Annotated in this window: 14 protein-coding genes; 6 read left to right on the top strand and 8 right to left on the bottom strand. The window is 71.1% G+C overall.

Annotated elements, in window-relative coordinates; translation table 11 throughout:
• Positions 1-129 precede the first annotated feature (129 nt).
• The 3 genes from J8N05_RS36335 to J8N05_RS36325 form a co-directional block, all read right to left on the bottom strand.
• Positions 130-795 (bottom strand): hypothetical protein, encoded by a 666-nt coding sequence (locus J8N05_RS36335; RefSeq protein WP_210890760.1) that lies wholly within the window; start codon positions 793-795, stop codon positions 130-132.
• Positions 796-911: 116 nt separating this feature from the next.
• The gene (locus J8N05_RS36330; RefSeq protein ID WP_210890758.1) at positions 912-1934 is read right to left on the bottom strand and encodes an LLM class flavin-dependent oxidoreductase; all 1023 of its coding nucleotides are present in this window, start codon (positions 1932-1934) and stop codon (positions 912-914) included.
• 27 nt (positions 1935-1961) lie between these two features.
• A complete protein-coding gene (locus tag J8N05_RS36325; protein WP_210890755.1) occupies positions 1962-2195 on the bottom strand; it encodes a hypothetical protein in 234 nt (77 codons plus the stop codon).
• 276 nt (positions 2196-2471) lie between these two features.
• On the opposite strand from J8N05_RS36325, the gene J8N05_RS36320 reads away from it, so the two are divergent.
• Complete coding sequence (locus J8N05_RS36320) at positions 2472-3512, top strand: NUDIX hydrolase (protein ID WP_210890753.1); 1041 nt, start codon at positions 2472-2474, stop codon at positions 3510-3512.
• 118 nt (positions 3513-3630) lie between these two features.
• Here the strand turns inward: J8N05_RS36320 and J8N05_RS36315 are convergent, their stop codons facing one another.
• Positions 3631-4986, bottom strand: a complete 1356-nt coding sequence (locus tag J8N05_RS36315) for a dipeptidase (protein WP_210890751.1) — start codon at positions 4984-4986, stop codon at positions 3631-3633.
• Between the two features lie 176 nt (positions 4987-5162).
• Between J8N05_RS36315 and J8N05_RS36310 the strand changes: the two genes are divergently transcribed.
• From J8N05_RS36310 to J8N05_RS36300, 3 genes are all read left to right on the top strand, one after another.
• Positions 5163-6377 (top strand): geranylgeranyl reductase family protein, encoded by a 1215-nt coding sequence (locus J8N05_RS36310; RefSeq protein ID WP_210890749.1) that lies wholly within the window; start codon positions 5163-5165, stop codon positions 6375-6377.
• A gap of 205 nt (positions 6378-6582) precedes the next feature.
• A complete protein-coding gene (locus J8N05_RS36305) occupies positions 6583-7860 on the top strand; it encodes a sensor histidine kinase (protein ID WP_210890747.1) in 1278 nt (425 codons plus the stop codon).
• Entirely contained in the window at positions 7857-8522 is a 666-nt protein-coding gene (locus tag J8N05_RS36300) for a response regulator (RefSeq protein ID WP_210890745.1), read from the top strand. The genes J8N05_RS36305 and J8N05_RS36300 overlap by 4 nt, the downstream gene beginning before the upstream one ends.
• On the opposite strand, the gene J8N05_RS36295 is transcribed toward J8N05_RS36300, so the two are convergent.
• Positions 8483-8767, bottom strand: coding sequence for a DUF6332 family protein (locus tag J8N05_RS36295; protein ID WP_210890743.1), 285 nt, complete (start codon positions 8765-8767; stop codon positions 8483-8485). The two genes, J8N05_RS36300 and J8N05_RS36295, sit on opposite strands and share 40 nt — an antisense overlap.
• Before the next feature lie 132 nt (positions 8768-8899).
• Complete coding sequence (locus J8N05_RS36290; RefSeq protein ID WP_210890741.1) at positions 8900-10417, bottom strand: MFS transporter; 1518 nt, start codon at positions 10415-10417, stop codon at positions 8900-8902.
• An 85-nt stretch (positions 10418-10502) separates the two neighbouring features.
• Here J8N05_RS36290 and J8N05_RS36285 point away from each other — a divergent pair, with 85 nt between their 5' ends.
• Positions 10503-10916, top strand: a complete 414-nt coding sequence (locus J8N05_RS36285; protein ID WP_210890739.1) for a MarR family winged helix-turn-helix transcriptional regulator — start codon at positions 10503-10505, stop codon at positions 10914-10916.
• 87 nt (positions 10917-11003) lie between these two features.
• On the opposite strand, the gene J8N05_RS36280 is transcribed toward J8N05_RS36285, so the two are convergent.
• Complete coding sequence (locus J8N05_RS36280) at positions 11004-12017, bottom strand: NAD(P)-dependent oxidoreductase (protein ID WP_407700015.1); 1014 nt, start codon at positions 12015-12017, stop codon at positions 11004-11006.
• Between the two features lie 87 nt (positions 12018-12104).
• Here J8N05_RS36280 and J8N05_RS36275 point away from each other — a divergent pair, with 87 nt between their 5' ends.
• Positions 12105-12863 (top strand): carbonic anhydrase, encoded by a 759-nt coding sequence (locus tag J8N05_RS36275; protein WP_407699993.1) that lies wholly within the window; start codon positions 12105-12107, stop codon positions 12861-12863.
• A gap of 151 nt (positions 12864-13014) precedes the next feature.
• Here the strand turns inward: J8N05_RS36275 and J8N05_RS36270 are convergent, their stop codons facing one another.
• Positions 13015-13854, bottom strand: a complete 840-nt coding sequence (locus J8N05_RS36270) for a PRC and DUF2382 domain-containing protein (protein ID WP_210890736.1) — start codon at positions 13852-13854, stop codon at positions 13015-13017.
• Positions 13855-13932 lie beyond the last annotated feature (78 nt).

Below are 13932 nucleotides of genomic sequence, written 5' to 3'. Positions count from 1 at the left end.
AGGTTCTTCGACCCCACGCCCGCGCGGATCCTCTACTCACCGTCCCAACCAAGGGACAGGTGGTGGCGATCGGCCTGCCGCTATCCGGTAGCCGCAACGACTGCCGGGCCTTATTGGTGGTGTCGGCCGTCAGCCGCCTCGGAGTGCCCACTTGTCGAGGCCGCCGTACACGTGGGCTTCAAGGCATTGTGGAGCGTCCATACCGACGGCCTCGCCTCGGTAGAGGGCGATGAGCGAGTCCCTGCCTCGCCACCATGTGTCCGTTACGCCCTGTACTTCGGGCACCGGCTCGAAGTCGGCGAGGTCCAGTGACTCGACGGCCTTCCCTTTGACTTTTGTCACGGTCGTGGCCCAGCGGCCGGCGTGGGCGGCGAGCGCCAAGGACTCCACCCATCCGTCGGTGCTGGCGTGCAGCGGTGTCCAGCGGTGGGCATTGATCCCGAATGCGCCGTCTGAGCCGATCATGAATCCGTAGGCCATGGAGACTCGGCAGCTTCCTGCCGGAAACAGCCAGCCCTCAGCCGCCGAGCCTTCGGGGCAGTCGGCGCCCAGGATGCGGGGACCGCCCTCGTAGAACGGGGCAGGCGGCAGCGCAAGACCGCCCCAGCGGTCCTGGAAGGTTGCGGCCCGGTCGATCTCCACGGTCGGGACCCCGTACTTGATCCATCTCTCTCGGTGCTGCCCGAAGCCCTGTCCGGGAACGCGAACGCCATCCACTTCGACGAACCTTCTGGCCCGCGCGGTCAGGCCGACGGGCGCGACCGGGATAGGCGATAGGGGAGTGGCGGCCGTCATAGAGCCGGAGTCTAGTGGCGGGGGCCGGTCGCGATTTCGGTGTCAGTCGTCGTGGCCAGGTGTCATCTGTCGCGCCGGTTGCACCGCAGGAGGGCCGGCGTTCCAGGGTCGTGCCGTCAGCGCCAGCCGAGTTCCGGAGCGACGTGGGTCAAGATGCTTTCGATGACATGGGCGTTGTACTCGACGCCCAACTGGTTGGGCACGGTGAGCAGCAGGGTGTCGGCGGCGGCGATGGCCTCGTCCTCGGCGAGTTGTTTGATGAGGACGTCGGGTTCGGCGGCGTAGGACCGGCCGAAGATGCTGCGTGTCTGGGCGTCGATGTAGCCGATCTGGTCCTTGGAGTTTCCTTCCCGGCCGAAGTAGGCGCGGTCGCGGTCGTCGGTGAGGGCGAAGATGCTGCGGCTGACCGAGACCCTCGGCTCACGGGTGTGGCCCTCGGCCCGCCATGCCTGGCGGTATGCCTCGATCTGCTTGCGCTGCTGGACGTGCAGGGGCTCGCCGCTCTCGTCGTCCTTGAGTGTGGAGCTCTGCAGGTTCATCCCGAGTCCGGCTGCCCAGACCGCGGTGGCGTTCGAGCCGGATCCCCACCAGATACGCTCGCGCAGTCCCTCGGAGTGCGGTTCGACGCGCAGCAGTCCCGGCGGGTTGGCGAACATCGGTCTGGGTTCGGGCTGTGCGAAGCCCTCGCCTGTGAGGACGTCGAGCAGTCGCTCGGTGTGCTCGCGTGCCATGTCGGCGTCGGTCCCGCCGGGCGCGGGCGTGTGGCCGAAGTGCCGCCAGCCGTCGATCACCTGCTCCGGGGACCCGCGGCTGAGGCCGAGCTGGAGTCGGCCGCCGGAGATCAGGTCGGCCGCGCCCGCGTCCTCGGCCATGTACAGCGGGTTCTCGTAGCGCATGTCGATCACACCGGTGCCGATCTCGATGCGGCTGGTGCGCGCGCCGATGGCCGCGAGCAGCGGGAACGGTGAGGCGTGCTGCCGGGCGAAGTGGTGTACGCGGAAGTAGGCGCCGTCGGCGCCCAGTTCCTCCGCGGCGACCGCGAGGTCGATCGCCTGGAGCAGGGAGTCCGCCGCTGAGCGCGTCTGCGAATGCGGCGATGGCGTCCAGTGTCCGAAGGACAGGAACCCGATCTTTTTCATGCCACATTCAACAATCAGCGACCGGTTTCATTCCTCGGAACCCAGGTGGAGGCGTCTAGCGGGGCCGTGCCAGCCGTTGTCGCAGCCGCCGGGAGTCAGCCGGACGGTGTCGCCGACATGTTCGGCCGCCGAGGACGGGTCGTGGCCGAAGTAGCAGCAGCCGGTGCCGTCTGGCACCTCCCGCCGGTCACGGGCGCCGAGCAGACCTTCTCCGGCACGGGCGGCTGTCTCGGCCGCCGGCCCTGGAGAGACGTACTGCACCTTGCATGTCTCTCCAACAGCCGGGAAACACCGAGGATTCAAGGGCGCCACCGTCTGTGCGGTCACCAGTCGGTGTGAGCTGCCCAGTATGGAGGGCGCGTGCAGCGAGGTGACGGTCTCGATGGGGGAGCGGATCGGGGCGTATCTTCAGGGCGTATGGGAGAAAGAGGTAGTGGGTGCGGGATTGTGGACACCGACTTTTCCCACGCCGCTCCCGGATGATCTGGTTACGCCCGCTCCGCCGCTGTTCAGCGGCCTTCCCATCTTGGAGTACGAGTGATCGTCTGGATCAACGGTGCGTTCGGTGCGGGGAAGACCACCACCGCACGGGAACTGATCGACCTGATCCCGAACAGCACACTCTTCGACCCCGAGCTGATCGGCACAGGGCTGGCACAACTGCTGCCCGCCAAGCGCCTCGCCGAGGTCGGCGACTTCCAGGATCTGCCGATCTGGCGGCGGCTCGTGGTCGACACGGCGGCCGCCATGCTCTCGGAACTCGGGGGCGTGCTCGTGGTCCCCATGACACTGCTCCGCCAGGACTATCGCGACGAGATCTTCGGCGGCCTCGCGTCCCGCAGGATCGCCGTACGCCATGTGCTTCTCGCCCCGGCGGAAACGATCCTGCGCGAACGAATAGCCGGCCGGGAGGTCCCGCCGGACCTCCCCGACGGGGAGATACGGGTGCGCCAGTGGTCGTACGACCAGATCGAGCCCTACCGCGCCGCCCTGGCCGGCTGGCTCACCGCGGACGCCCACTCCGTCGACAACGGCACCCTCACCCCGCACGAGTCCGCCGTGTGCGTCGCCGAGGCCGTGAACAGCGGATCCGTGCCGGTCTGCGACATCGTGCAGACCCCCGAACCCACCTCGGAGACCGTCGCGGCGGGAGTGCTCCTCTTCGACGAACTGGACCGGGTGCTGCTCGTCGACCCGACGTACAAGGCCGGCTGGGAGTTCCCCGGCGGCGTCGTGGAATCCGGCGAGGCACCCGCGCGCGCGGGCATCCGCGAGGTCGCCGAGGAGACCGGCATCCGGCTCGCCGACGTCCCCCGCCTGCTGGTCGTCGACTGGGAACCCCCGGCGCCCCCCGGTTACGGCGGCCTGCGCCTCCTCTACGACGGCGGCAGGCTGGACGGCGGAAAGGCCCGGCAACTGGTGCTGCCGGGCCCCGAACTGCGCGACTGGCGCTTCGTCACCGAGGAGGAGGCCGCCACACTCCTGCCCCCCGTCCGCTACGAGCGCCTGCGCTGGGCACTGCGGGCGAGGGAGCGGGGGGCCGCCATGTACCTGGAGGCGGGGGTACCCCAGGGGTAGGGGAGGGGTCTTCAGCCCGTCCGGCGTTCGAGGACGAGGCCGTTCAGGCCGAGGGGGGCCTGGGGGCGCAGCCCCCAGATCCCCGGGGCGCGCCCCACCCACGGAGCGTGCCCCGGCTTCACCCCGCCGCGTAGTTCCGGAGGAACAGCGCCTCGGCCACAGCGAGCCGCTCCAGTTCGTCGGGCGACACGCTCTCGTTCACGGCGTGGATCTGCGCCTCCGGCTCGCTGAGCCCGATCAGCAGGATCTCCGCCTGCGGGTACAGCGACGCGAGAGTGTTGCACAGCGGAATGGACCCGCCCTGCCCCGCGTACTGCATCTCCGCTCCGTCGTACGCGACACTCATCGCCTCAGCCATCGCCGCGTACGCCGGGCTCGTGGTGTCGGCGCGGAACGGCTGGCCCTGCCCGATCTGCTCGGTGCTCACCCGCGCTCCCCACGGCGTGTGCGTCTCCAGGTGGGCCTGGAGCAGCTTGGTCGCCTCGGCGGCGTCCACGCCCGCCGGTACCCGCAGGCTGACCAGCGCGCGGGCGCCGGCCTGCACGGACGGGGTGGCGCCGACCACCGGCGGGGCGTCGATGCCGAGCACGGTCACGGCGGGCCGCGCCCAGATACGGTCGGCGACCGTGCCGGAGCCGATCAGCTCCACACCGTCGAGCACCTTGGCGTCCTTGCGGAACTGCTCCTCGTCGTACTGCAGGCCCTCCCACGACGAGGCGCCCGCGAGCCCGTCGACCGTGGTCGAACCGTCCTCCGCGCGCAGCGAGTCGAGTGCGCGGATCAACGCGCTCAGCGCGTCGGGGGCCGCGCCGCCGAACTGGCCGGAGTGCAGATTGCCTTCGAGGGTGTCGACCTGGACGCGGACGAGCGTCATACCGCGCAGCGCGGTGGTGACCGTCGGCACGCCGACCCGGAAGTTCCCGGAATCGCCGATGACGATCGCGTCGGCCGTCAGCAGCTCGGGGTGTTCCTCGGCGTACCGCTCCAGACCGCCCGTGCCCTGCTCCTCCGAGCCCTCGGCGATGACCTTGACGCCGACCGGGACGCCGCCGTTCGCCTTCAGCGCGCGCAGCGCCAGCAGGTGCATGATCAGGCCGCCCTTGCAGTCGGCGGCCCCGCGCCCGTACCAGCGGCCGTCCCGCTCGGTCAGCTCGAAGGGCGGCGTCCGCCAGCCGGCCTCGTCGAGGGGCGGCTGCACGTCGTAGTGCGCGTACAGCAGGACGGTCTTCGAGCCCTCGGGGCCCGGCAGGTAGCCGTACACCGACTGGGTGCCGTCAGGGGTGTCGAGCAGGGCGACGTCCTGGAAACCCTCGGCGCGCAGCGCGTCGGCCACCCAGTTCGCGGCGCCCTCGCTCTCGCTGCGCGGGAACTGGTCGAAGTCCGCCACCGATTTGAAGGCCACCAGCTCGGTCAGCTCCGTCTTCGCCCTGGGCATCAGGGAGACGACGGTCTCGGCGACCGGATTCGACGACATGGGCACGCTCCTCGTGGGTGCGACGTTGTACGAGTGGGTACGGCTGCGAGTGCGCGCGCGAACGGGTGTGCGCGCTGCATACGCTGCCGATCCTCCCACAGCGGTCTTCGCCGGACGCCGCCGTAGGATGCGTGGAGTAGGTGCGGCAGGCGGCTGGATCGGAGCAGCAGACCATCGTGAGCAGCGAGAACTCTTCGGACGACGGACAGGACGACGGGCAGCAGGTGTGGGACGTCGTCGTGGTCGGGGCGGGACCGGCGGGCGCCTCGGCCGCCTATGCGGCGGCGGTCGCGGGGCGCCGCGTCCTGTTGCTGGAGAAAGCGGAGTTGCCCCGCTACAAGACGTGCGGCGGCGGCATCATCGGACCCAGCCGTGACGCGCTGCCGCCCGGTTTCGAACTGCCCTTCCGGGACCGGGTCCACGCGGTCACGTTCTCGCTGGAGGGCAAGTTCGCGCGGACGCGGCGCTCCAAGCAGATGCTCTTCGGGCTCATCAACCGGCCGGAGTTCGACCAGCAGCTCGTCGAGCACGCCCAGAAGGCGGGCGCCGAACTGCGTACGGGGGCCACGGTCTCGCGGGTCGAACAGCACGGCTCGGCGGTCCCCGACCGGCGCTCGGTCGCCGTCGTCCTCCAGGACGGCGAGACGCTGCTGGCGCGGGCCGTGGTCGGCGCGGACGGCAGCGCCAGCCGGATAGGAGCCCACGTCGGGGTCAAGCTCGACCAGGTCGACCTCGGCCTGGAGGCGGAGATCCCGGTGCCGGAGACGGTCGCGGAGGACTGGAAGGGCCGGGTCCTCATCGACTGGGGCCCCCTGCCCGGCAGTTACGGGTGGGTGTTCCCCAAGGGCGACACCCTCACCGTCGGAGTGATCTCGGCCCGGGGCGAGGGCGCCGCCACCAAGCGGTATCTGGAGGACTTCATCGCCCGGCTCGGCCTCGCGGGCTTCGAGCCCAGCATCTCCTCCGGGCACCTGACCCGCTGCCGCGCCGACGACTCCCCGCTGTCGCGGGGCCGGGTGCTGGTGTGCGGGGACGCGGCCGGTCTGCTGGAGCCGTGGACCCGCGAGGGCATCTCCTTCGCGCTGCGCTCAGGGCGGCTCGCGGGGGAGTGGGCGGTGCGCATCGCCGAGGCCCACGACGCCGTGGACACGCGACGGCAGGCGCTGAACTACGCCTTCGCGATCAAGGCGGGGCTGGGCGTGGAGATGAGCATCGGCAGGCGCATGCTCCAGATCTTCGAGCGCCGGCCCGGGGTGTTCCACGCCGCGCTCACCGGCTTCCGGCCCGCGTGGAAGGCGTTCGCGGGGATCACCCGCGGCTCCACCTCGCTGGGCGACATGGTCCGCTCGCACCCGATGGCGGAGCGGGCCCTGAGCAGGATCGATCGCTGATCGCTGATCGCTGACCGCTGACCGCCGAAGGCCGACTGCTGGCTGCCGGCCGCTGAGGGCTGCGGGCCGACCGCCGAGAGCTGCCCGCTGAGGGCCGGCCGCCGATCGTCGGCGGTCGGCCCGAGCGCGTACTCCGCAGGGAGTACGTGTGATCACCACGCCCGGCGGACGCCCCCGGCGGGCCGTGACGTCTAGCGTGGCCGGCATGGAAGAGCAGCGCACACGCCGGTGCGACGGACCCCCCTGGGCCAGGGGCGGTCCACCAGGAGGCCGGTGGCACGGGCCCCCGTGGTGGAACCACCGCGGGGAGGAGGACGAGAGCGGCGGTCACCGTCCCCGCTGGCCGTGGCGTTCCACGCTGCTCCTCGCAGCGTTCGTCATGGTCGGCAGTAAGTTCGCCGCCGAGGCGCAGCCCGAGCGGGAGCAGCTCGACGCCCTCGCGCGGGCCCTGCTCCTCGGCGGCGCTCTCCTGCTCCTGTGGCGGCAGCGGTACCCGGCGCTGGTCATGTGCGGCACCGCGACCACGGCCCTCGTCTACTTCAGCGCGGGATACCCGTACGGGCCGGTCTTCCTCACGGTCGCGCTCGCCTGCTTCAGCGCGGTCCTCGCCGGGCACCGCCGGCTCGCCTGGAGTGCGCTCGGCACCCTGTGGACGGTGCATCTCCTGGTCGGGCACTGGCTCTACCGATGGCTGCCGCCGGAGGGCGACCCGGCCTCCTCGTGGGGCGAGGAGATCGCCATCGCCGCCTGGATCGTGGCGATCCTCGCGGTCTCCGAGCTGGCCCGTGCCCGCCGGGAGCAGTGGGACCGCGACCGGGCGGAACGCCGTCAGGCGGCCAGGCGGCGCGCCGACGAGGAACGGCTGCGCATCGCCCGCGAACTGCACGACGTCCTGGCGCACAGCATCTCGGTCATCAACGTCCAGGCCGGAGTGGGCCTCGCGTTGCTCGACTCCGACCCGGAACAGGCCCGTACCGCGCTCACCACCATCAAGGCCGCGAGCAAGGAGGCGCTGGGGGAGGTGCGCCAGGTGCTCGACACGCTCCGCACGCCCGGGGACGCGCCCCGCGCTCCGGCGCCCGGCCTCGACCGGCTCCCCGAACTGGTGGAACAGGCCGCGGGCGCCGGTCTGACCGTCGCCGTCGAGAACGGGGACGGCAGCGGGAAGCTCCCGCCGGGCGCCGATCTCGCGGCCTTCCGCATCGTCCAGGAGGCGTTGACCAACGTCGTACGGCATTCCGGGTCACGCCGTGCGCGCGTGCGGGTCGACCGGACGGGCGACTCCCTGCGGCTCCGGATCGACGACGACGGTCCGGCGACCGGCGAGGAGGCGGGCGGCAGCGGCAACGGACTGGCCGGAATGCAGGAGCGCGCGGCGGCCCTGGGTGGCACCATCGAGGCCGGGCCCCGGGAGGACGGAGGGTTCCGTGTGCTTGCCGTGCTGCCGCTGAAGAAGTCCCGTATCCCCGAGGAGGACCGGTGATCCGCGTACTGCTCGCCGACGACCAGTCGTTGGTCCGTGCGGGATTCAAGGCGCTGCTGGACGCCCAGCCGGACATCGAGGTGGCCGGCGAGGCCGCGGACGGGGCGGAGGCCCTGCGGGGAGTACGTCAACTGCGGCCCGACGTCGTCCTGATGGACATCCGTATGCCGGTGCTCGACGGCCTCGCCGCGACGCGCCACATCACGGACGCGCCGGACCTGGCGGACGTCAGGATCGTCATGCTCACCACCTTCGAACTCGACGAGTACGTCTTCGAGGCGATCCGTTCCGGCGCGTCCGGCTTCCTCGTCAAGGACACCGAACCGGAGGAGCTCCTGCGGGCCGTCCGGGCGGTGGTCGAGGGCGACGCGCTCCTGTCGCCGGGTGTGACGCGCCGGCTCATCGCCGAGTTCGCGGCCCGTTCGAAGGAGCCGGCCGCGGCGGATGCGCTCGTCGAACTCACCGAGCGGGAGCGGGAGGTGATGGCGCTGGTCGGCATCGGACTGTCGAACGACGAGATCGCGCGGCGTCTGGTGGTGAGCCCCCTGACGGCCAAGACCCACGTCAGCCGCACCATGGTCAAACTGGGCGCCCGCGACAGGGCCCAACTGGTCGTACTGGCCTACGAGTCCGGTCTGGTCCGACCGGGCTGGCTGGGCTGAGGCCCCTGCCGGAAGCGGACCAGCACCGAGATCACCCGCAGGAAGAAGAGAGTGGCCGCGAGCACCGTCCCGGCGGCGAGGAGGACCTTCTCGACCGTCGTCGGCAGGTCGAAGAGCAGTGCGGGACCGGCCAGGACCCCGAACAGCACGGCCGCGGCGAACACGGCGCTGGCCAGCGCGTATCCGATCTCCACGGTGATCGCGTCCCGCTCGGACTGCGTCCGTCGCCCCCTGCTGTGTCCCATACGGGGAGTGTCACAGCTGTGCGCCCGGCGCGGCAAGGAAGCCCGCCGGGCGCACGACGCCGAGTCCGGTCCACGGGCCGAGGTCGGTTCACCGTCCGAGTTCGGCCCTGGGTCGGGCGCCAGCGCCGGGGATCAGTCGCGTGACGTCACGCGGGCGTCGGCCTTTCGCTCCTGCGGCTGCGGCTGCGGCGTCGTTTCCGGGGCCGGGTCGGACTTGGCGACCAGGATCGTCGTCTGCGGCGTACGCTGCCGCCGCAGTCCGGTGGCCGTGATCAGCAGGCCCGCCACGGCGACCGCGGTCACCACGACGAGACCGGGCCGGTAGCTGTCCAGGACCGCCTGGGGCGAGGCGCTGCCGGACGAGTTCGCCGTCACGACGGCCGTCACGATCGCCAGGAAGATCGCCCCGCCCACCTGCACCGAGGTGTTGAGCAGACCCGACACCATGCCCTGCTCGTGGTCGTCGACGCCGTTGGTGGCCTGGATGTTGAGCGACGGGAAGACCAGCGCGCAGGCCGCGCCGATCAGCAGCATCGACGGCAGGATCACCGCCGCGTACACGGGGTCGAGGTCGACGCGCAGGAACAGCGCGTAGCCGACGACCATCAGGGCGAAGCCCAGGACGAGGAGTCGTGGCGTGCCGAACCGGTCGACGATCGCCCCCATCTTCGTCGCCGAGAGCGCCACGAGCGCGCCCGCGGGCAGGAAGGCGAGCGCGGTGTGCAGGGCCGACCAGCCGAGCAGCGACTGCATGTACAGCGTGACGAGGAACTGGAAGCCGACGTACGAGCCGAAGAACATCATGGCGCCGAGCTGGGCGCGGACCTGGTCGCCGGAGCGCAGCACACCGAGCCGGATCAGCGGGCTCGCGCTGCGCAGCTCGACGCGGACGAAGACGGTGAGCATGACCGCGACCGCGAGGAACGACAGCAGCGTACGGGCCGAGGTCCATCCCACCTCGGGTGCCTCGACGACGGTGAAGACGAGCAGCAGCATGGAGGCGGTGCCGATGACGGCGCCGGGGATGTCGTAGCCGCGGTGGGTGCGGTCGCGTTCGCTGCGCGGGATGAGCTTGAGGCCGGCGATCAGGGCGAGGACCGCGATGGGCGCGGGCAGCAGCATGGTCAGCCGCCAGCTGGCCTCGGTGAGCAGCCCGGACAGGACGAGGCCCATCGAGAATCCGGTGGCGGCGCAGGTGGTGTAGATCGACAGGGCGCGGTTGCGCAGCGGGCCCTGCGGGAACGTCGTGGTGATGATCGACAGCCCGGCGGGCGCGGTGAACGCCGCGCTCAGGCCCTTGATGAACCGGCTTGCGATCAGCAGCGGCCCGGAGTCGACGAGCCCGCCGAGCAGTGAGGCGAGGGCGAAGACGGCGAGGGCGACCAGGAAGACCTGGCGGCGGCCCAGGAGATCGGCGGTGCGGCCGCCCAGGAGCAGCAGGCCGCCGTAGCCGAGGATGTAGCCGCTGACGATCCACTGCAGGGTCGAGGTGGAGAGGTCCAGTTCGGAACCGATGGACGGCAGGGCGACGCCGACCATCGACACGTCGAGCGCGTCCAGGAACATCGCGGCGCAGAGCACCAGCAGGGTGCCCCACAGGCGGGGCGTCCAGCGCCCCTGGGACGCGGAGGTGGTGAGCGGAGAGGTCATGCGCGTCACAGTACATGCGCATGCATTCAATGCAGCTGCATTTAATTCCAATGCAACAAAGTCACGCCCTTGCTAAGGTGCGGCCATGGCGGCTGTGGAGAAGCCCGAGCAGCAGCTCGTGGACCGATGGCGCGACATCCTCGCGGTGCACGCGCGCACGCTGTGCGAACTCGACCGCGCCCTGCATCGACACGGTCTGGGCGCCAGCGACTTCGAGGTCCTCGACGTACTGGCCGCGGGCGCGTCCGCGGACGGCGGGAACGCCTACCGCGTCCAGGAGATCGCCGAGCGGGTGCATCTGAGCCAGAGCGCGCTGTCCCGGCTGATCGGCCGCCTGGAGAAGGACGGCCTCGTGGAGCGCTGCATGTGTCCCGAGGACCGGCGGGGCGTCCGCGTGTCCCTCACGGCCAAGGGGCGCGCCCTGCACGCTGAGGTGCTGCCGCTCCAACGGGCCGTGCTGGGGCGGATGTTGGCGGGCGGGTCAGACTCGCGGGACTGACCGGCGCCCGCCGGGGTCGTGCTTCTACCGGGTGCTTACCAGGTGGTTCCAACGGGTGGTCCTACCGAGTGCTCCACCCAAGTGCCCCTACCGAGTGGTCGACTCCCCGGAACCCTCGTCGAAGCTCGCGAAGTAGGCCGCAGCCATGTCCTCGTCCGCGTGACCCTGCGCCGCGGCCCGCTCGAAGCGTTCCGCGCTCGCGGCGGCGACATCGAGGCGGACCCCGTGCTGCTCACCGGCCTCGACGATGAGGCGGGCGTCCTTGCCCGCGGTGGACACGGCGAAGGCGGCGGGCGACAGCCGGTCCTCCAGGATGAGGGCGCTCTTGGCGTGCAGATACCCCATGTCGAGCGGGCCGCCGGCGATGGCGTCGAAGAAACTCCTCGGCTCCACACCGAGCGCCTTGGCCAGGGCGAGGGTCTCGCCGGTCGCGCTGGTGGCGGCGATGACCCAGTTGTTGGCGACGAGCTTGAGCCGGGTGGCGCTGCCCGCCGCCCCGTCCTCCCCGGTCCACACCGTACGGGCGCCGACCGCGTCGAAGACCGGTGTCACCGTGTCCCGGCCGTCGACCGGACCCGCGGCGAGGACGAGCAACTGCCCGGCCTCGGCGGGCTGTCGGGTGCCGAGCACGGGCGCGTCGTAGAAGGCGAGGCCTTTCTTGCGGGCGAATTCGGCCAGTTGGCCGACGCCGTCGAGGCCCGCGGTCGTCGACTGGATCCACGACGTGCCCGCGCGCAGGGCCGGCGAGGCCTGCCGCATCACGTCGAGCGCGGCGGGCCCGTCGTACAGCATGGTCAGCACGACGTCGGCGCCCTCCACGGCCTCGGCGGGCGTCCCGGCGATGTGCGCACCGTCGGCGGCGAGCGGTTCGGCCTTGTCCCGGCTGCGGTTCCAGGCCCGGACGCTGTGCCCGGCACGCGCGAGGTTACGGGCCATCGCGGCCCCCATGATCCCGGTGCCCAGGACACTGACAGTGAGCTTGTCGGTCATGACATCAACTTCCCTATCCGTTCGGTGCGGTGGACACCACTCTGCCGTGCGCGGCCGACCGCCGCGTTCCCCCGGCTCGCCCGGAGCCTCAACGGCTTCTCCCGGAATCACCAAGAGCGGTTCAACAGCTGCCCAACAGCCGCTCAGGATTGAGCAACCCGAACAGAGGGGCGGCGGGGCGGACGTACGTTCCCCTCCGTGATCTCTGACCCAGCACCTCACATACCCGCCGACATACGCGCCGACGCGACGACCCCCGCCCGGCGCTCCCTCCTGCGTGCCGCCCTCACCGGGACCGCGGTTCTCGGAGCGGGACTGACCGTCGGCGCCGGATCCGCGGTTGCCGCGGCCCCCGCCGCCGCGCGCAAGCGGCCCACCACCGCCGAAGAGGCCCTGCGGGAGCTGTCGGCGGGCAACCGCCGCTGGCGCACCTTCCGCGAGAAGCATCCCGACGAGTCACCCGCCGTCCGGCAGGCGCTGACGACCGGTCAGCACCCCTTCGCGCTCCTGCTCGGCTGCATCGACTCCCGGGTCCCCCCGGAGCTGGTCTTCGACCAGGGCCTCGGCGATCTGATGACCGTGCGCAGCGCGGGCCAGGTTCTCGACGAGGCCGTGCTCGGCAGCCTCGCCTACGGAGTGCTCGAACTGGGCATCCCGCTGCTCATGGTGCTCGGTCACCAGTCGTGCGGTGCCGTGAAAGCGACGGTCGAGGCGGACGAGTCGGGGGCGCGACTGCCCCGCCACATCCAGTACCTGGCCGACCAGATCAGCCCGGCCATCGACCGCACCGAGGAGGGTGACGCACGCGTCGACGCGACGATCGACGCCAACATACGGCTCGTCCACTCACGGCTCGCGGCGGATCCCGATCTCGCCGCCAAGGTGGACTCGGGGGCGCTGAAGATCGTCGGTGCCCGCTACGAACTGAGTACGCAACTCGTGCACGGCGTCAGCTGAAAATCGCGACGACGGTCGCCCCGGCCGACGCGGCCGCAGGTCCGAACCCGTCAAGGGCTCGGACCTGCGGCTCGGACCGGCTCCGCCGGCCCATGGCCGGGAGGGCGGTGTGCGGTGTGCGTGTGCGGACCTTCGGCGCGGTGCGTGCGCACTACCGGCGCGGGCGGCCCTCGCCGTCGTCCTCGATGCCGTCGGCGGTGATCCGTTCCTTGCGGACCTGACCCGTGACGGTCTCCTCCTCGGTGACCTCCTCGGTGCTCAGCCGCACCCGCTCCACCGGAACCGTCTCGGTCTCCACGATCGGACGTTCGGCGTGCAGCGTGACCTCGTGCTCGGCCTCGGAGATCTCCGCACCCGACATGGCGTCGCCCACGTTCGCGTCCGTGATCGGCTCGCGCACGACGCGTACCTCCTCGTGACGCAGGGGCACCGTCTGCGTGACCTCCTCCGTCACCACGTACTTGCGCAGTCGCGCCCGCCCCGTCTCGTAGCGTTCGGCGCCGACGTGCATGTGCTCCTCGGACCGGGTCATCGCCACGTCCTCGGGCGCGGCCATGTCCCTCTCCGCGGTGCCGGCGGCCGCGGCCGTCCCGGTCGTCCCGGCCATGCCGGCCGTGCCGGAGTGGGCCCAGCCGCCTCCGCCGGGCTGGTTCGCCTGCTGCCACGCGTCGTCCCAGGCGATGCCGTAGTGCTCGTACAGCCGGACCTCCTCCGACTCGGACAGGTGGCCGCCGCTGTCGACGTCGACGTTGGGTGCGTCCTTGACCATGCCCTTGGCGTAGGGCACCTCAAGGTGGTCCTCGACCATGACCGCTTCCCGGATCGGCACGAACGACTCGCTGGTGCCGAAGAAGCCGGTCTTGATGCTGACCCATTCCGGACGGCCGGTCGCATCGTCGAAGAAGACGTGGCTGGCGTCCCCGATCTTGCTGCCCTCGGCGTCGTACACGGGATGTTCCAGTACTGCCGGTATCTGCTCCTGGGTGATCATCCTTCAGCACCCTCCTTCTGGGTCCGGTGTGCTGTCCGGGTCACCGCGACAGAAGGCATGAAACATAGTAAAAGCGGA

It is taken from the genome of Streptomyces liliiviolaceus, from assembly GCF_018070025.1.
In the GTDB taxonomy this organism is placed as follows: Bacteria; Actinomycetota; Actinomycetes; order Streptomycetales; family Streptomycetaceae; genus Streptomyces; species Streptomyces liliiviolaceus.
This window is presented reverse-complemented; position numbering and strand designations above follow the sequence as displayed.